This window comes from Mesorhizobium sp. M1143, assembly GCF_040318435.1.
Classification (GTDB): Bacteria; Pseudomonadota; Alphaproteobacteria; order Rhizobiales; family Rhizobiaceae; genus Mesorhizobium.
Genome location: NZ_JAMYMJ010000022.1, coordinates 43,536 through 59,953, shown reverse-complemented (window position 1 = coordinate 59,953; position 16,418 = coordinate 43,536). Strand labels below are relative to the sequence as shown.

General features: G+C 63.2%; 17 protein-coding genes. 9 read left to right on the top strand and 8 right to left on the bottom strand.

Annotated elements, in window-relative coordinates; all coding sequences use genetic code 11:
• The first annotated feature begins 70 nt into the window (after positions 1 to 70).
• Positions 71 to 1,327 carry an aminopeptidase gene (locus tag NKH35_RS16745; protein WP_023732138.1) on the top strand — a complete coding sequence of 419 codons (1,257 nt, stop codon included), beginning with the start codon at positions 71 to 73 and terminating at the stop codon, positions 1,325 to 1,327.
• A gap of 15 nt (positions 1,328 to 1,342) precedes the next feature.
• On the top strand, positions 1,343 to 1,699 hold the full coding sequence (locus NKH35_RS16740; protein ID WP_023704867.1) for a DUF488 domain-containing protein: 357 nt from the start codon (positions 1,343 to 1,345) through the stop codon (positions 1,697 to 1,699).
• A gap of 139 nt (positions 1,700 to 1,838) precedes the next feature.
• Here NKH35_RS16740 and NKH35_RS16735 read toward each other — a convergent pair whose 3' ends face one another.
• Entirely contained in the window at positions 1,839 to 2,186 is a 348-nt protein-coding gene (locus tag NKH35_RS16735; protein ID WP_023687095.1) for an ArsC family reductase, read from the bottom strand.
• A gap of 165 nt (positions 2,187 to 2,351) precedes the next feature.
• Between NKH35_RS16735 and NKH35_RS16730 the strand changes: the two genes are divergently transcribed.
• Positions 2,352 to 2,708: an ArsR/SmtB family transcription factor gene (locus NKH35_RS16730; protein WP_023687094.1), complete on the top strand. Its 357-nt coding sequence runs from the start codon at positions 2,352 to 2,354 to the stop codon at positions 2,706 to 2,708.
• Positions 2,705 to 3,184 (top strand): SRPBCC family protein, encoded by a 480-nt coding sequence (locus tag NKH35_RS16725; RefSeq protein ID WP_023732139.1) that lies wholly within the window; start codon positions 2,705 to 2,707, stop codon positions 3,182 to 3,184. Before NKH35_RS16730 ends, NKH35_RS16725 begins: the two co-directional genes overlap by 4 nt.
• Before the next feature lie 90 nt (positions 3,185 to 3,274).
• Here NKH35_RS16725 and NKH35_RS16720 read toward each other — a convergent pair whose 3' ends face one another.
• Positions 3,275 to 3,628, bottom strand: a complete 354-nt coding sequence (locus NKH35_RS16720) for a nuclear transport factor 2 family protein (protein WP_023732140.1) — start codon at positions 3,626 to 3,628, stop codon at positions 3,275 to 3,277.
• A gap of 186 nt (positions 3,629 to 3,814) precedes the next feature.
• Between NKH35_RS16720 and NKH35_RS16715 the strand changes: the two genes are divergently transcribed.
• Positions 3,815 to 4,519 (top strand): SOS response-associated peptidase, encoded by a 705-nt coding sequence (locus NKH35_RS16715; RefSeq protein WP_023732141.1) that lies wholly within the window; start codon positions 3,815 to 3,817, stop codon positions 4,517 to 4,519.
• A 440-nt stretch (positions 4,520 to 4,959) separates the two neighbouring features.
• Here NKH35_RS16715 and NKH35_RS16710 read toward each other — a convergent pair whose 3' ends face one another.
• From NKH35_RS16710 to NKH35_RS16685, 6 genes are all read right to left on the bottom strand, one after another.
• Complete coding sequence (locus tag NKH35_RS16710; RefSeq protein ID WP_023687090.1) at positions 4,960 to 6,045, bottom strand: ABC transporter ATP-binding protein; 1,086 nt, start codon at positions 6,043 to 6,045, stop codon at positions 4,960 to 4,962.
• On the bottom strand, positions 6,035 to 6,643 hold the full coding sequence (locus tag NKH35_RS16705) for a helix-turn-helix domain-containing protein (protein WP_023687089.1): 609 nt from the start codon (positions 6,641 to 6,643) through the stop codon (positions 6,035 to 6,037). The genes NKH35_RS16710 and NKH35_RS16705 overlap by 11 nt, the downstream gene beginning before the upstream one ends.
• 212 nt (positions 6,644 to 6,855) lie before the next feature.
• Positions 6,856 to 7,962 (bottom strand): ABC transporter substrate-binding protein, encoded by a 1,107-nt coding sequence (locus NKH35_RS16700; RefSeq protein WP_352519958.1) that lies wholly within the window; start codon positions 7,960 to 7,962, stop codon positions 6,856 to 6,858.
• Between the two features lie 25 nt (positions 7,963 to 7,987).
• Entirely contained in the window at positions 7,988 to 8,815 is an 828-nt protein-coding gene (locus NKH35_RS16695; RefSeq protein ID WP_023709184.1) for an ABC transporter permease, read from the bottom strand.
• Positions 8,812 to 9,693: an ABC transporter permease gene (locus tag NKH35_RS16690; RefSeq protein WP_352519957.1), complete on the bottom strand. Its 882-nt coding sequence runs from the start codon at positions 9,691 to 9,693 to the stop codon at positions 8,812 to 8,814. The genes NKH35_RS16695 and NKH35_RS16690 overlap by 4 nt, the downstream gene beginning before the upstream one ends.
• Before the next feature lie 96 nt (positions 9,694 to 9,789).
• Positions 9,790 to 11,067: an NAD(P)/FAD-dependent oxidoreductase gene (locus NKH35_RS16685; protein ID WP_352561100.1), complete on the bottom strand. Its 1,278-nt coding sequence runs from the start codon at positions 11,065 to 11,067 to the stop codon at positions 9,790 to 9,792.
• A gap of 176 nt (positions 11,068 to 11,243) precedes the next feature.
• Between NKH35_RS16685 and NKH35_RS16680 the strand changes: the two genes are divergently transcribed.
• The 4 genes from NKH35_RS16680 (at position 11,244) to NKH35_RS16665 (ending at position 16,339) form a co-directional block, all read left to right on the top strand.
• A complete protein-coding gene (locus tag NKH35_RS16680; RefSeq protein ID WP_352915423.1) occupies positions 11,244 to 12,401 on the top strand; it encodes a fumarylacetoacetate hydrolase family protein in 1,158 nt (385 codons plus the stop codon).
• A gap of 138 nt (positions 12,402 to 12,539) precedes the next feature.
• Complete coding sequence (locus tag NKH35_RS16675; protein ID WP_023726381.1) at positions 12,540 to 14,084, top strand: sugar ABC transporter ATP-binding protein; 1,545 nt, start codon at positions 12,540 to 12,542, stop codon at positions 14,082 to 14,084.
• Positions 14,081 to 15,109 (top strand): ABC transporter permease, encoded by a 1,029-nt coding sequence (locus NKH35_RS16670; protein ID WP_352915421.1) that lies wholly within the window; start codon positions 14,081 to 14,083, stop codon positions 15,107 to 15,109. Before NKH35_RS16675 ends, NKH35_RS16670 begins: the two co-directional genes overlap by 4 nt.
• Before the next feature lie 297 nt (positions 15,110 to 15,406).
• Entirely contained in the window at positions 15,407 to 16,339 is a 933-nt protein-coding gene (locus tag NKH35_RS16665; RefSeq protein ID WP_023692133.1) for a substrate-binding domain-containing protein, read from the top strand.
• Positions 16,340 to 16,418 lie beyond the last annotated feature (79 nt).

Below are 16,418 nucleotides of genomic sequence, written 5' to 3'. Positions count from 1 at the left end.
GGTGCTGGAAAGCACAGCCGCGCCGATCTATGTTGGAGCTTCACCTCCAAGACCAAGGCAGGGCAGGATCATGACCACACATTCGCGCGGCGTTTCCGCAACCATCGACCCGGTGAAGCTCGACAGGCTGGCGGAAGTCGCCATCAAGGTGGGGCTGCAATTGCAGCCGGGGCAGGATCTGGTGCTGACCTCGTCGATCGCCGCACTGCCGCTGACCAGGCGCATCGTTGAGCACGCTTATAAAGCGGGCGCCGGCCTGGTGACCCCAATCTTCAATGATGACGAGATCACGCTGGCGCGCTTCCGCTACGGCGCGGATGCCGGCTTCGACCGCGCCGCCGGCTGGATGTATGAAGGCATGGCGAAGGCCTTTTCCAACAATGCGGCGCGGCTTGCCGTGCGCGGCGAGGACCCGTCGCTGTTGTCGGCGCAGGACCCGGCGAAAGTGGCGCGCGCCAACAAGGCGAACTCTATGGCCTACCAGCCGGCGCTGGAAAAGATCACCGGCTTCGACATCAACTGGAACATCGTCGCTTTCCCAGATCTCGCCTGGGCAAAACAGGTCTTCCCCGGCGATGCCGACGATGTCGCGGTGGTGAAGCTCGCCGATGCGATCTTTTCGGCATCACGGGTCGATGTGGAAGACCCGATCGCAAACTGGACGGCGCACAATGCAGCGTTGCGCAGCCGCACCGAATGGCTCAACGGCCATAATTTTCACGATCTGCATTTCAGCGGCCCGGGCACCGACCTCACCGTCGGGCTGGCCGATGGCCATGAATGGATGGGCGGCGCTTCGACTGCCAAGAACGGCGTCACCTGCAATCCGAACATCCCGACCGAGGAGGTCTTCACCACGCCGCATGCACGGCGCGTCTCCGGCCGTGTATCCTCGACCAAGCCGCTGTCCTACCAGGGCACGCTGATCGACGATATCTCGGTGCGTTTCGAAGAGGGCAGGATCGTCGAGGCCAAGGCTTCGAAGGGCGAGGACGTGCTGAAGAAAGTGCTCGACACCGACGAGGGTTCGCGCCGGCTCGGCGAGGTGGCGCTGGTGCCGCATTCCTCGCCGATCTCGGCCAGCGGCCTGCTGTTCTTCAACACGCTGTTCGACGAGAACGCCGCCTGCCACATCGCGCTCGGGCAGTGCTATTCAAAATGCTTCGTCGACGGCGCCTCGCTCACCCAGGACGAAATCGCCCAGCGCGGCGGCAACAAGAGTTTTATCCACATCGACTGGATGATCGGCTCCGACAAGATCGACATAGACGGCGTGCACAAGGATGGCCGCAAGGTGCCGGTGATGCGCAAGGGTGAGTGGGCGTAAGCTCGCGGAGGGCGGATGGCCTTCGACCTGACGGTCAAGCGAATTTACGAAGCACCCGCGCCCGATGATGGGCAGCGGGTGCTGGTTGATCGCATCTGGCCGCGCGGCATCAGCAAGGAGGATGCCGCGCTGACGCTGTGGCTGAAGGAGATCGCGCCGAGCGATGAATTGCGGAGGTGGTTCGGACATGAGCCGGCGCGATGGGCGGAGTTTCAGGTGCGGTATTCGGTCGAGCTGGATGGGAATAGAGAAGCGGTGGCGAAACTGCGTGGCTTGCTCGGCAAGGCCAAGGTGACGCTGCTTTATGGCGCACATGACGAGGCGCATAACAATGCGGTGGCGTTGGCGGGGTATTTGCGCTGGACGGGTTGAGAGACAGCGAACCGCTGCATACGCCGCAAGCGAAAGCCTTCACAATTAGCGATCGCCCTCCACGCGTTCGTCATCCTCGTGTCTGCGCTGCGTCGCTTCGCTCCTTGCTACGCCATAGGCTGGACGAGGCAGGGCTACGCTACTTCACCACCCCTTCATAAGCCTCCGGCTTGAACCCCACCAAAATCTCATCCCCGACCTCGAGCACCGGGCGCTTGATCATCGTGGGGTTGGCCAGCATCAGCTTCCTGGCCTTCTTCTCGTCGAGCCCTTGCTTGTGCTTGTCGGGCAGTTCGCGGAAGGTCGTGCTGCCCTTGTTGAGCAGCTTTTCCCAGCCAACCTTGCCGATCCATCCATCCAGTCTGCCCACCTCTATCCCCTCGGCCCGGTAGTCGTGAAAACGGTAAGGCACATCGTGGCCCTCCAGCCAGGTGCGCGCCTTCCTGATCGTGTCGCAGGTGGTGATGCCGTACATGGTGATCGTCAAAACGCACTTCCCTTGGGCTGGTGGTCGAATCCGCCGGACAGCCTAAAACCGTCCTTCCCGCTTTGCCAGCACCCCGGTCACATCAGCCCATTTTTAGGGCTTGCCAATACTAAGGAATTTTCCTAAGTATCTTTCTATACCCGTCGACGGACCTCAGGATCGCCCATGCCAAGCCTCCACGCCCCAACTACAAGTCTCCCGCCGATCGACGGCATCTTCCGCGCGCTGGCTGACCCGACGCGGCGGCGCGTGGTCGAGCGGTTGAACCGCAGTCCGGCCTCGGTCAGCGAGTTGGCGCAGCCTTTCGAGATGGCGCTGCCTTCCTTCATCGAGCATCTGAAAGTGCTGGAAGGCTGCGGTCTGGTGCGATCGGAAAAAATCGGCCGCACCAGGACCTATCAGCTGGCGCCCGAACCGCTGCAGCTCGCCGAAAACTGGCTGGCCGAACAGCGCACGCTGTGGGAGCGCCGACTCGATCAATTCGACGCCTATGTGATGAGCCTCAAGGAGCAAGAAAAGTGAGCTATCCCTTCAAGCCCGACCCCAGACTGGACCTTGTGCTGGAGCGCAAGCTCGACGCGCCGCGCGAACTCTTGTGGAGCGCGATGACGGTGCCGGAGCATGTCAAGCAATGGTTCACGCCCAAGCCCTGGCTGATCACCGATTGCGAGATCGACCTTCGTCCGGGCGGACTGTTCCGGACGCGCATGCAATCGCCCGACGGCAAGGAGGTCAACGACCGCCATTGCTGCTATCTCGAGATCGTGCCGAACGAGCGGCTGGTGTGGACCGATGCGCTGCTGCCGGGCTATCGGCCCTCGGGCGAGGCCTTCATCACCGCAGTCATTTCGCTTCAGTCGGATGACAAGGGCACGCGCTACACGGCAACGGCCATCCATCGCGACCAGGCTACCCGCAACAATCATGAAGAGATGGGGTTCTTCGACGGCTGGGGCACGGTGGCCGATCAGTTGGCGCAGTATGTGAAGACCATTTGAGCTTTTCCCACTGCGGCCAGGACTTTTGTCCCGGCCGCCTGGTTTTTGGGTCGTGCAGCGAAGCGCGCCGGAACCCGACGGCACCCGGGCTCAGTAGTAGAAGCGCTCTTCTGTGATCTTGCCGTTCTTGACCGTGTACAGGCCAACCTCGTCCATGGTGACCCGTTCGCCGGTGGCCTTGGGCGTTATGTCGAACTTGAAGCGCACCGCGAACTGGTCGCCGTTGACATAGGGGCCTTCGACAGAGCCGCCATGGAGTTCGTGGTTCGCTTGCCACCATTCGCCCTTTTGCCTGAGAGCTTCCTTGCCACGGGCAATGGCCATCGGCCCCTCCATCGCTTCGAGGCTGACGATATCATCGGCATTGTACTTTTCACCAGCACCCAGGTGATCCCCCTGCTGGAGCATTTCGGTGAAATCCTTGGCAACATCCGCGATGGTCATGTGTGTTCCTCCTGTTCAGACTGGTTTGAAGTAGGGAAGCGCTTGCCGGCCCGCCACCTTTACCCACACGACAGCTGACAAGGTGTGTCAGGACGATGATATAGCGCGGCTGTGTGACGACGATTGCGGCGGCGTCGGACAGCGACTTCGGTTGCAGACAAAAGCCAATTCCGCAATGCTGGGTGCATGTGCAACCTCTACAACATCACGACGACGCAAGAGGCGGTCCGCCAATGGACCCGCACATTGCACGATATCAGCGGCAACCTCGAACCTTCGCTTGATGTCTATCCCAATCAACCTGGGCTGGTCGTTCGCAACAGGGCGGATGGGGAGCGTGAACTGGCGAAACTGCTTTGGGGTTTGCCAACGCCGCCCGAGCGCATGAAAGGTAAGGCCGACTACGGCACCACCAACGTTCGCAATCCGCAATATTCGCACTGGCAGCAATATGTGGGCGTCGAGCACAGATGTGTCGTGCCGGTGACCAGCTTCGCCGAGCCCAGCCCTGCGGCGAACGATAAAGACCCGGAAACAGGAATCCAGCGAAATTACTGGTTTGCCCGTGGCGAGAGCCGGCCGCTGTTCTTCTTCGCTGGTTTCTGGACGTCTTGGCAGGGCGTGCGAAAGGTCAAGGACGGTCCCGGCGACTTCGAGCTATACGCCTTCATGACCACCAAGCCTAATGCTCTCATTGCGCCGATACATGAGAAGGCTATGCCCGTGATCCTCACCACGCCGGAGGAAACCGAGGCTTGGCTGACGGCGCCATGGTCGGAAGCACGGCGTTTGCAGCGGACGGCGCCCAACGACGCGTTGGTGATCGTTGAGAAGCCAGCCACACAGATCAAGTTCCCACCACAGGCCCCGGCCCAAGGGTCTCTGTTTTAGCCCGAAATCGGCTCTCCTCAATCGTCGTCTCGCCAGATTACCCGGCGAACCATGCGGATTTCGACAAGACGTCTGACGCGAATTTTAAGGCGTTCAGCAGCGCTTGGCAGAATGATGCCTGCATCGAGCTCACGACCTTTGCAGCGCTCGCACCGCATGTGCCGCTCCACATCCCAAAAGGGGATATCACCAACCAGCTTTGCGAGATCGCCAGGCAGATAGTGTCGAGTGATGTTGCAGTTCCGACATCGAACACGAATTAGCTGCCCGACTTCATGCGCCAAGCAGAGGGTTTGCACATTTCGGCGCGGTCGGGTGCTTAGTTCGGGCATCCCGCAAAGTAGGAATATGTTCCTTTGCGAGTCAATTCACACTTAATTCCACCTTGGCGATCTTCACAGCAGGTTAAATCCAACCGTCGATGAAGGGATTGGGTTGGATCAGCTTGGCAGCATAGGGCAGTTGGCACCACGGCGCAGGCTGATATGCGCCACGTCGCCGACGCTGAATTGAAAGCCCTCGGCCTGGCGCGGCGCATCGATCACCACCGGCAATCCCTGCCCCAGCTCAGCATGCAGCCGCAGCGTGCGGCCGTGGAAGACGATGGAGTTGACGCGCGCCGGCGCGGTGCCGGCGGCGGCATCGGTGGTGGCCAGCAAGTCCTCGGGGCGAACGCCGATGGTGCGCTCAGTGCCTTCGCCGGGTGTGTCGCCGGTTTCAGATGTTGCTTCCAGCGAAAGCCCGCCAGCGGCGAAGCGCAGGCGGTCGCCGTCGCGGCCGATGAAGCGCGATTGCAAGAGGTTCATGGTGCCGATGAAGCTTGCGACGAATTTCGTCGCCGGCCGGTCGTAAAGCGTAGCCGGCGGCGCGATCTGCTCGATGCGGCCCTTGTTCATGACGACGATGCGGTCGGAGATCGACAGCGCTTCGGTCTGGTCGTGGGTGACCATGACGAAGGTGGTGCCGAGCCGCGACTGCAGCCGCTTCAGTTCGACCTGCATCTGTTCGCGCAGATGCGCATCGAGCGCCGACAGCGGTTCATCGAGCAGCAGAACGCGCGGCTCGCAGACTATGGCGCGGGCGAGCGCGACGCGCTGGCGCTGGCCACCCGACAGTTCGGAAACGCGGGCGCCGAGCTTGTCGGCGAGGCCGACCATGTCGAGGGCTTCGCGGACGCGCTTTGCCTGCTCGGCGCCGGACAGTTTGCGCAGCGACAGGCCGAAGCCGACATTCTCGGCGACGTTCATATGCGGGAACAGCGCATAATCCTGGAACACGGTGTTGACGGGACGGTCGAACGGCCTGAGCGCGGTGATGTCGCGACCATCGAGCAGCACCTTGCCGCTCGACGGGCTCTCGAAACCGGCAATGACGCGCAGGCTGGTGGTCTTGCCGCAGCCCGAGGGCCCGAGCAGGGTGATGAACTCGCCGCTGATAATGTCGAGATCGACGGCGTCGAGCCCGACAATGCCGCCGGGGAAAACCTTCGAGACCGTGTCCAGGCGTACCAGCGCATCAGGCGCCATCGCGAACCTCGGACGGCTTGGTGGTGTTGACCCAGAGGATCTGGCAAGGCTCGGTGCCGGGATTGCGGAAGGCGTGCAGAAGCGTGCTCTTGAAGGCAAAGGAGTCGCCGCTCTTCAGCACGTATTTTGTCGAGTCCACCACCAGTTCGACCTCGCCCGACAGGACATAGCCGAACTCGTGACCGATATGCGCGTAGGCTTCCGCCGTGCCGCCATCGGCTTCCACGGTCACCAAGAGGCCGGTCAGCGCCGCGCCCGGCGGCGACAGCAGCGCCTTGGCGATGCCTTCCGACTTGACCGGGAGCTGCCGCCTTTTGTCGGCGCGCACGCAATAGAGATCGTTGGCGGCTTCGTTGCCGTCGGTGATCAGCGCCGAAGGCTCGATGTCGAGCGCGGCCGCAAGCGGCCAGATCACCTTGACGCGCAGCGAAGACAGGCCGCGCTCGATCTGGCTCAGCGCACCGATGGAGACGCCGGCTTTTGCTGCCAGCTCGGCCAGCGACAAATTGCGCTCCAGCCGCAGCGCCCGCACGCGCCGGCCGACGCGGATGTCGGCGTCGGCCTTTGGTTTCTCGGTTGCGTCGTCAAGCATGTCCATGCGTGGGTCCTTGTAACTGTCCTATTGGCGCGGCGCAGCGCCGAAGAGCTCCCCCTTCTCCCCTTGTGGGAGAAGGTGTCGCCGAAGGCGACGGATGAGGGGTGTTCCAGCGGAGTGAGACGTTGGCGTTCCCTGGACCACCCCTCATCCGTCTCGGCGCTGCGCGCCGATCCACCTTCTCCCACAAGGGGAGAAGGTGAGGTCTGCGCTGCTCACCCCCCGGCCTTCACCTTCTCGAACATCTTCGCCACATCGTCGTTCTGCTTCATCGGGCCGGTGAAGATGGTGGTCTTCAGCATCACCTCCGGGTCCGCCGGCAATTGCAGCTTGTCCAGTTCGTCCTTCGCCACGCCGGCGAAGGCGGTGCTGAGCGAGCTGCCATAGCCGTAGGCCTGGATCAGGTACTTACCCGAGTCGGCGTCGAGCCGGCTGTTGATGAAGTCATAGGCGAGGTCGACGTTTTTGGCGTCCTTGAGCATGACGAAGCCGCAGGCCCAGGTCAGCATGCCCTCCTTCGGCTTCATGAACTCGACCGGCACGCCCTGCTTCTTCAGCGAGGTTGCCGACGCGTTCCAGGTCATGGCGGCGACCAGCTGGCCGCTGGCCAGCGCCTGTTCGACCGAGGTCATGTCGGTGGTGTAGTTGGAGAGGAGGGGACGCTGCTCGCGCAACTTTTCCGCCACCTTGTCCATCTGCTCGGGCGTCATGTCGAAGGGGTTTACGCCGGCCAGAAGTGCGGCAACGATCGGGGTGTCATGCACGGCATCGATGGTCGCCATGCGGCCGGCATATTGCTTGTCCCACAGAAGGTTCCAGCTCGCTTCCGGGTTCTTCACCAGATCGGTGCGGTAGAGGATCGAGGTGTTGCCCCAATCCCACGGCACCATCCAGACCTTGCCGTCGCCGGCCTGGATGTCGGGCAGGTTCTTGAACACCGGGAAGATCGAATCCCAGTTCTTGATGCGCTTGGTATCGATCGGCTGCAGCAGGCCTTCCTTGTTCCAGCGCGCCACCTTGTCGTAGCAGGGATGGGCGATATCGGGGCGGAAGCCGGCCTTGACCTTGGTGAAGGCATCGTCGTCGTCGCCGAAGATCGAGGCCTCGACGCCATCGGGATGGGCCGTCAGGAAGCTCTTGTTGAAGTCGGGCAGTTCATAGCCGGACCAGGTGAAATATTGCAGCTTGTCGGCGGCGAAGGCGACAGTCGACGACAGGACGATTGCAAGCGCGGCAAGCCCGGTGCGGGCTGTCTTTGCAGTGATCGATTTCGGGCCAGTGATCGGTTTCAGCCCAGTAATTGATTTCGGGTCGAATGCCATTTCGGTTCTCCTCTTTTGTTATGGTTCAGGCTGGACTGGTGGGCGCCGTCCGACGGGCTGTGCTCAGCCCGCGATGGCGCAGGATTTCGGCGATGCCGGCGATGATGACGGACACAGCAAGGATAGCTGTCCCCAGCGCCATCACGGTCGGCAGCGAGCGAGGAAAACGCAGTTGGCTCCAGATGTAGAGCGGCAGCGTCGGCTCGGTGCCGGCGAGGAAGAAGACGACGATGAACTCGTCGAAGGAAATCAGAAAGGCCAGCATGAAGGCCGAGACGATGGCCGGCAGCGAGAGCGGCAACATCACCCGCCGGAAGGTCGTCCAGTCGGAAGCGCCGAGATCGAGTGCGGCCTCGCGAATGGTTTTCGGAATTGCGGCAAACCGGCTGCGCATGATCACCACGGTGGTCGGCAGCGCCACCAGTATGTGGCCGAGAACGATGGCGATGCGCGACGGGCCGAGGCCGATGAGATTGACGAGGATCAGCAACGATATGCCGACGATGACGCCGGGGATCAGGATCGGCAGCCTGGAGATGGCGCTGATGGTGGCGGCGAGCGGCGAACGACCGTAGAGGTCCATATAGGAGACGGTGATGCCGCAGAGCGTGGCGCCGGCGGCGGCCACGACGCCAATGACGAGACTGTTCAAAAGCGCGCCGGACAGCGCCGGATTGCCATAGAGCGTGGCATACCATTCGAGCGTGAAGCCCTGCAGCGGAAACGCGGCCTGGATGGAGTTGTTGAAGGAAAACAGCGGGATCAACAGCACCGGCAGATAGAGGAAGACGAGATAGGCAAGCACATAGACGCCGAGCCAGCCGCGGCCATCATCTCTCCGCGCCGCGCTCATGTGCGGCTGCCGAATTTGCGGTCGGCGCCGCGTGCGACCAGCACCACGCAGAGGATGACCAGCATCACGCAGACTGAAAGTGCCGCCCCGAACGGCCAGTCATTGGCCTTGCCGAACTGCGACTGGATCAATGTGCCGATCATGGTGCTGGCGGGACCGCCGACCATGGCCGGGGTGACATAGTCGCCGACCGTCGGCACAAAGACGACGAGGGCGGCCGCCAGAACGCCCGGCATCGAATTGGGCAAGACGACGCGGCGAAACGCCGTGAACGGTCTGGCGCCGAGATCGGAGGCGGCTTCGAGCAGTGATTTCGGGATGGTGTCCAGCGCCACATAGATCGGCAGGATGGCGAAGGGCGCATAGGCATGCGCCAGCGTGACGACCACCGCCGCCGGCGTGTTGAGGAAGGCCAGCGTCGGCTCCGACCAGATGCCGCTTTCGATCAGCGCCGAGTTCAAGACGCCGTTGTAGGCGAGCACGATCTTCCAGGCGAAGACGCGCAGGAGATAGCTGGTCCAGAACGGCAGGGTCACCAGAAACAAAAGCAGGCTGCGGCGGCGGCCGGCATGGAAGGCGAGATAGTAGGCGACGGGATAGGCGGTGACGACGGTCGCCAGCGTCACCAGGCCGGCGATCACCAGCGAGCGCAGCGTCACCGTCCAGTAGAGCGGATCGGAGACCACGGTGATGAAGTTGCCTGCCGTGAAGCCGGCGCCGAGCAGCGAGCCGTCATTGCCGCGCAAAGCGAGGAACAGCACCAGGCCGAGGGCAAACAGGATCAGGAAGAAGGTGACGAGCCCGCCCGGCAGCAACATGGCGAAGCGGAAGCCTCGGGACGACCCTGCCGGCGCTTCTGGTGCAACGATGCTCGACATCGGACTGCTCAACGGAAATATGAAATCGGCTTAGCTTTTTTCATATTTGTGAAACTGTCAAGCTGAATCCACGAGGCCTAGGCGACCGGCGCCCAATCAGCGCTCGAAGGCGTCGAGCATCCGGTACCAGGCGATGGTCGCGGCGACGCCGACCTGGCGGAAGGCGTGGAACGGAATCGGCCGGACCGGCGACAGCGGGAACGGCAATTGATTGACATCGCCGCCCGCGAGGTAGCCCGCCATGCGTTTTCCCAGCGCGGTCATCAGGCCGACGCCCCTGCCCTGGCAACCAACCACGGCGAGCAGGCCCTTTTCCGGCTCATGGATGTGCGGCAGGTGATCCGGTGTCATCGCCACGCGGCCGAACCAGCGCTTCTCGATGACGACATCGGAGAGCGCCGGATAGAGCCGCACCAGCGCGCGCTGCAGATGCGCCCAGTCGGCCTCGCTCCTCGGCCGCGCCATGCGGCCGCGGCCGCCCAGCACCAGATGGCCGTCGGCTGTTTTGCGGTAGTAGACGAGAATGCGCCTGGAGTCGGACACCGCCTGCCCTTCCGGCAGGATCGTCGCCGCAAGGTTGGATGACAGCGGCGCGGTCGCGACCTGGAAGGAATGCAGCGGCACGATCGTTTCCGCGAGGCCCGGAAGCAGTCCATCGGTATAGGCGTTCGTCGCCAGGACAACCGCTTTCGCCCGCACCTCGGCGCCGCTTTCGGTTGAGACACGCCAAAGGCCGGCCTCCTTGCGGAGTTTCACCACCTTCTGCCGCTCGGCAATGCTGGCGCCGGCGGCGGCGGCGATGCGCGCCAGTTCCACTGTATAGGCGAGCGGATCGATGATACCGGCGCGGCGGTCGAGCCAGCCGCCGAGATAGCCTTGCGCGCCGGTCATAGCGGCGATCTCGCTTTCATTCAGAAGCCGGACATCGGCGCCACGCGCCCGCCATTGACGATCCCTGTTCGCCGCCGCTTTCAATGCGGTTTCGGTATGCGCGGCCTGGATCCAGCCATTGCGGGTGAACGGCACCGCCAGCTTTTCGTCTTGGATGAGATCGAACACCGTATCCGCCGTCGAGGCGGCGAAATCGACCAGCGCTTGGCCACGCTCGGGGCCGAAATGCTCGAGCAGCCATTCGGGATCATATTTCAGGCCGGGAATGACCTGGCCGCCATTGAGGCCCGAGGCGCCCTGGCCGATCTCGCCAGCCTCCAGCACCTGTACACCGAGACCGAGCCGGGCTGCGTGCAAGGCGGTCGACAGGCCCATGAAGCCGCCGCCGACGATGGCAACGTCGACCGGCGCAGTGACGAGCAACTGGAAGGCGGATGCGGTCTGCGGCTTCTGCCAGATCGGAACGGAAAACGGTGCGGGCAAGGCTTCACCTGGAGTATGCGGAAAATGAAAATTCTAGTGCCAGTTTCATTTTTTTGAAAGAGCGGGCCTCATGTCAGAACCGACAATTGCCTGCGCCACGGGATAGACCTTTGGCGTGAATCCGGTGAAAGTGCAGCGGCCCAGCTGCCATCTCGATCATCAAAGGACCGTAAGCCATGACGAACCCAACGCAGCTTCCCGCCGACGGGCTCTTCATCGGCCGAGCCAGGGCAAGCGATGCCTCGCATCCGCTGGTGGTCACCGTGCGCGACGGCATCGTTTTCGACGTCACCTCGACCACCGCACCCACAGTGCGCGACATCTGCGAGATGGCCGATCCGGCCGGACACGTGCGCTCTGCCAAGGGCGAACCGATCGGCTCGCTCGACGCGATCGCCGCCAACAGTTTTCAGGCCACCCGCGATCCGGCAAAACCCTATCTGCTCTCGCCTGTCGACCTGCAGGCGGTGAAGGCGTCGGGCGTGACCTTCGTGGTCAGCCTGCTCGAACGCGTCATCGAGGAGCAGGCGCGCGGCTCGGCGGAAAAGGCCGACGCCATCCGCGCCGACATTGCCGGGCTGATCGGCCACGATCTGTCGAAGCTGAAGCCCGGCTCGCCTGAGGCGATGGAGATCAAGGCCAAGCTCATCCAGCGCGGCGCCTGGTCGCAATATCTGGAAGTCGGCATCGGCCCCGACGCCGAGATCTTCACCAAATGCCAGCCGATGGCGTCCGTCGGCTTCGGCGCCGATGTCGGGCTGCATCCTGTCTCCACCTGGAACAACCCCGAGCCGGAGATCGCCATGATCGCCGCCAGCACCGGCAAGATCGTCGGCGCGACCATCGGCAACGACGTCAATCTGCGCGACGTCGAGGGACGCTCGGCGCTGCTGCTCGGCAAGGCCAAGGACAACAATGCCTCGGCCTCGCTTGGGCCCTTCATCCGGTTGTTCGACGCAAGCTTTTCCATCGACGATGTCATGCGCGCCACTGTGCGGCTGAAGGTCGAGGGCGAGGACGGGTTTTCGCTGGAGGGCGCGAGCTCGATGGCCGAGATCAGCCGTTCGCCCGAAGAGCTGGTCGCGGCCGCCATGGGGCCGCACCACCAGTATCCCGACGGCTTGGCGCTTTATCTCGGCACCATGTTCGTGCCGTCGAAGGATCGCGGCGAGAAGGGCAAGGGATTCACCCACAAGATCGGCGACATCGTCACCATCTCGTCAGAGAAATTCGGCGCGCTGGTGAACCGCGTGCTTCTGTCGCCCGATTGCCCGCACTGGACCTACGGCGCCAGCCATCTCATGCGGGACCTCGCCAAGGCCGACCTGATCTGATTTCGGAGCAGCCAGGACGAACGGATAGCCGATAAACGTTCCTATCCGGTCCCTGTAAGCCGTTTGTTAGCGGAATCCGGGTGACTGTATCGGAAATTCGCTCCAGGATCGGGGCGCGGTCTGTGGGGGCCGAATCGCATGCTCGGTTTGCCGATGATATCGGTGCGCAATCTCGCCATGCGTTATGGCGGCGTTGTCGCGCTCAGGGATATGAACCTGTCTGTCGGACAGGGGACCATCCATGCTGTCGTCGGTGAAAGCGGCGCCGGAAAGTCGACGCTGGTGAAGCTGCTTGCCGGCGTGCTCCGGCCCAACAGCGGCACCATCCGCGTCGGCGACCAGATCGTCACCGTCGACAGCCCGATCGCTGCACGCAAGCACAGCTTCGGCGTCGTCCACCAGGGGCTCGGCCTGTTTGCCGACCGCTCGGTGCTGGCCAATCTGTTCGTCAATCGCGAGCCGTTGCGCAATGGCTTCGTCTCCAGGCGCGAGATGGAGGCACGCAGCCGCACCTTGCTTCGGCAACTCAAGCTCGACGTCGATGTCCACGCTCCTGTGGGACAACTCGGCATGGGCGAACGGCAATATGTCGAACTCGGCCGCGCAATTCTGGAAGGCCCGAGGCTGCTGATCCTCGATGAACCGAATTCTGCGCTCGACCGGCGCCAGACCGAGCACCTGTTCACCGTACTAAGTGACCTCAAGGCCAAGGGCACGAGCGTGCTCTATGTCTCGCACCGGCTGGAGGACGTGTTTGCGATCGCAGACCAGGTCACCGTGATGCGCAACGGCCGTGACGTGCTGACAAGTGAGCGCTCGGCGTTGAGCGAAGCCGATGTGATCGACGCCATGATCGGCCAGCAGCGCGGCAGCCTGTTCCCGCCTGCACTGCCGGCCAATGCCAGCACGATAAGGCCGCGGATCACGGTGGAGGGTCTGAGCGGCGGCCGGATTTCCGGCGTCAGCTTCACCGCCCGCTCCGGCGAGATCCTCGGCTTGGCCGGGCTTGAGGGGTCGGGCGTTGAAGACCTGTTCGAGATGCTGTTTGGCCTGCGCCAGGCGCAAAGCGGCAGGGTGCGGCTCCCCGACGGCTACGGCTTGCCTGGAAATCCGACCGAAGCGGCGCGGCGCGGCATCGGCCTGGTGCCGGCCAACCGCCTGTGCAACGGCCTGATGCCCGACCGGTCGCTGGCCTTCAACATAGGCAACATCGCTACCGGCGCCCGCAACTGGGGGTCTCGCCGCTACTCGCCCAAGGCCGCGATCGCCGCCGCCGCAAGGCAGATCGATGCGCTGCGCATCAAGGGCCTGCCGGACGCGCCGGTGAATTCGCTGCTGGCCGGCGATCAGCAGAAGATCGTAATCGCCAAATGGCTGGAGACGGCGCCGCAAGTGCTGCTCCTAGACAATCCGGCTGGCGGTATCGAGGCGGCTGCCAAGCGCAAGATCTATGCGCTGATCCGGCAGATGGCGGCCAATGGCTGTATCGTTTTGCTGCGTTCGGTCGAGCCGTCCGAACTGACCAACCTCAGCAACCGCGTCCTTGTCTTCCACCGCGGCCGGGTCGCCGGCGAGCTGTCCGGCGCCGAGATGAAGCGAAGGACAGTGCTGCAACTGACCACCACCGGCGAGATGCCGGAGGCGGAGCGGCCGAAAAAGAAACTCGTGGGAGCCATGGCATGACACGATTGGATCCCATGCTACAGCTTGCCGGTTCGGCTGCCCACCCGAAGCGCAGCCTTCGCCTGCCCGTCGAACTCAGGCCGCTCATCGGGCTCGTTGTCCTTGTGGCGATTACAGGCTTTGCCCGGCCGGATTTCCTCGACGAGGCCAATGTGCTGTCGTTGCTGGAAACCGCTGCGTATCCCGGCATGCTGGCGATCGGCATGGTGTTCGTGCTCGCACTCCGCGAGATCGACCTTTCCGTCGGCTGGATATTCCATCTCGCGGCCCTTCTCACCGCATTCCTTCTGGCCGCCGGCATCGACCCGTGGCTTGCCGCCCTTGCCGGCGTGCTGCTCGGCGCCGGGCTCGGCCTCGTCAACGGCCTGCTGGTGGTGGCGCTGCGACTGCCGGCCATCGTCGTTACGCTGGGCACCTTTGCAATGTTCCGGGGCCTGGCGGCGGTGGCCGTCAAGATGCAAGCGACAGCTCCGGCCAGCCCAGGCGGCGACTTCTTTGAGATCGTTCACGGCAAGCTGTTCGGCCTTGTGCCGACGGCTGTCTTTGTCTTCGTCGCAATGGCGGTGGTGATGCACCTCGTGCTTCACCGCAGCCGCTTCGGCTACCGGATCCAGGCCGTCGGCAGCAATCCGCAGGCGGCGCTCTATGCCGGCATCCCGACAGGTGCTGGGCGGCTGCAGACGCTGGTGCTGATGGGCATCGTCTCGGGGCTGGCGGGCGCGCTGTGGCTTGGCTCTCCCGTTACCGACGTCGACCAAGGCGGCGGTTTCGTGCTGATGGCGATTGCCGCGTCGATCATCGGCGGCACCTCGCTTTCCGGCGGGCGCGGCACCGTCTTCGGTGCGGTGATCGGCATGCTGATCGTCCAGGTCATCTTGAGCGGCGTTACCCTGTTCGGCATCGACGCCGCATGGAGCCCGTTCGTGATCGGCGCGGTGATGGTGCTGGCGCTCGCGCTCGACCGGCTGGCCAAGGTGCTGCGCAACCGCCAGGCCGAGCGCTTTCAGGAAAATCCGCGCGCCTGAGTTTAAGCCCCGCCTGCTTGCCGGGAATAATCTCTATCTCTTGGTTTGATGCAATTCCGGGCGGAAAACCGTTTCACACTTTTCCTGGAATTGCTCTCTAACTGATGCGATCTGATGGGATCGCTGATGGCGCGTTGCATCGCGCCACCATCCATTGAGCGGATGGAGGCTTGCCATCGGCCGCAAAAGAAGATGCTCTGCGCATCCGGGTCGGCGCTGGCAGGAGGAGAGGATCAAGGGCATCGCCCGGATCATCGCCGGACGTGGAGGTCGTTTTTCAACATGGGAGGAAAGCAAATGCTGACGAGGCTACGATTACTCGTGCTTGGCTTGATTGTGGCGCTGGCCATTCCGGCGGCGGCACAGGCCAAGACGTTCTACTGGATTTCGCATGGCGGCCCGGCCGACCCGGTCTGGACCTACTTCCTGGCCGGTGCCAAGCAATGGGCGAAGGACACCGGCAACACCGTCAACACCTCGTTCCACAATGGCGACGTTGCCTCGCAGCAAGAGGCCGTGCGTGCCGCGATCTCGGCAAAGGCCGACGGCATCGTCACCACCAGCCCCGATCCGGGCAGCCTGATCGAAATCGCCAAGGAAGCCAACACCGCCAAGATCCCGATCATCAACTTCAACACGCCCGATCCTAAGGCAAGCTTCGACGCCTATGTCGGCGGCGACAACGTCACCTTCGGCAAGCACTGGGCGCAATATCTGGTCGACAAGGGCCTGGTGAAGAAGGGCGACTTCGTCTGGATGCCGGTCGAAATCCCCGGCGCCACCTACGGCGTCCAGGAAGAGGAAGGCATCAAGAGCGTCTTCGAACCGCTGGGGATCACCTATGAGATCACCGAAGCGACCCTCGACCAGGCCGAGGCCATCAACCGCATGGTCGACTATCTCACCGCCAACAAGGCCAAGGTCAAGGCAATCATCGGCCTCGGCGATCTGGTCACCGGCTCGATCAAGCGGGTGTTCGACCAGGCCGGCATCAAGCCGGGCGAAATCCCGGTCGTCGGCTGGGGCAACTCGCTCGACACCACCCAGGAAGTGCTGACCGGCTACGTCAATGCCGGCCAGTGGCAGGACCCGCAGGCGACCAGCTATGTCGCTCTGTCGCTGGCCAACATGGCGGCGTCAGGCATTCCCCCGGGCTTCAACGTCATCACCGGCGCGCTCTATGAAAAGGACACCGCGCAGGTCTACGACGACATCCTGTCCGGTAAATAACCCAGACCTTCAACAGTCGCGGCCGCAGCCGCGGTCGCGACTGTCTTTTTCCTTTTTCGCCGAACCCTTCGCACGACGT

What these genes read in the sequence shown, in the direction of transcription:
- NKH35_RS16730 (WP_023687094.1), top strand. Translation starts at nt 2,352, where the DNA reads ATGCCAAGCCTCCACGCCCCAACTACAAGTCTCCCGCCGATCGACGGC.
- NKH35_RS16690 (WP_352519957.1), bottom strand. Translation starts at nt 9,693, where the DNA reads ATGTCGAGCATCGTTGCACCAGAAGCGCCGGCAGGGTCGTCCCGAGGC.
- NKH35_RS16670 (WP_352915421.1), top strand. Translation starts at nt 14,081, where the DNA reads ATGACACGATTGGATCCCATGCTACAGCTTGCCGGTTCGGCTGCCCAC.
- NKH35_RS16710 (WP_023687090.1), bottom strand. Translation starts at nt 6,045, where the DNA reads ATGGCGCCTGATGCGCTGGTACGCCTGGACACGGTCTCGAAGGTTTTC.
- NKH35_RS16700 (WP_352519958.1), bottom strand. Translation starts at nt 7,962, where the DNA reads ATGGCATTCGACCCGAAATCAATTACTGGGCTGAAACCGATCACTGGC.
- NKH35_RS16745 (WP_023732138.1), top strand. Translation starts at nt 71, where the DNA reads ATGACCACACATTCGCGCGGCGTTTCCGCAACCATCGACCCGGTGAAG.
- NKH35_RS16705 (WP_023687089.1), bottom strand. Translation starts at nt 6,643, where the DNA reads ATGGACATGCTTGACGACGCAACCGAGAAACCAAAGGCCGACGCCGAC.
- NKH35_RS16675 (WP_023726381.1), top strand. Translation starts at nt 12,540, where the DNA reads ATGCTCGGTTTGCCGATGATATCGGTGCGCAATCTCGCCATGCGTTAT.
- NKH35_RS16740 (WP_023704867.1), top strand. Translation starts at nt 1,343, where the DNA reads ATGGCCTTCGACCTGACGGTCAAGCGAATTTACGAAGCACCCGCGCCC.
- NKH35_RS16695 (WP_023709184.1), bottom strand. Translation starts at nt 8,815, where the DNA reads ATGAGCGCGGCGCGGAGAGATGATGGCCGCGGCTGGCTCGGCGTCTAT.
- NKH35_RS16715 (WP_023732141.1), top strand. Translation starts at nt 3,815, where the DNA reads ATGTGCAACCTCTACAACATCACGACGACGCAAGAGGCGGTCCGCCAA.
- NKH35_RS16680 (WP_352915423.1), top strand. Translation starts at nt 11,244, where the DNA reads ATGACGAACCCAACGCAGCTTCCCGCCGACGGGCTCTTCATCGGCCGA.
- NKH35_RS16665 (WP_023692133.1), top strand. Translation starts at nt 15,407, where the DNA reads ATGCTGACGAGGCTACGATTACTCGTGCTTGGCTTGATTGTGGCGCTG.
- NKH35_RS16720 (WP_023732140.1), bottom strand. Translation starts at nt 3,628, where the DNA reads ATGACCATCGCGGATGTTGCCAAGGATTTCACCGAAATGCTCCAGCAG.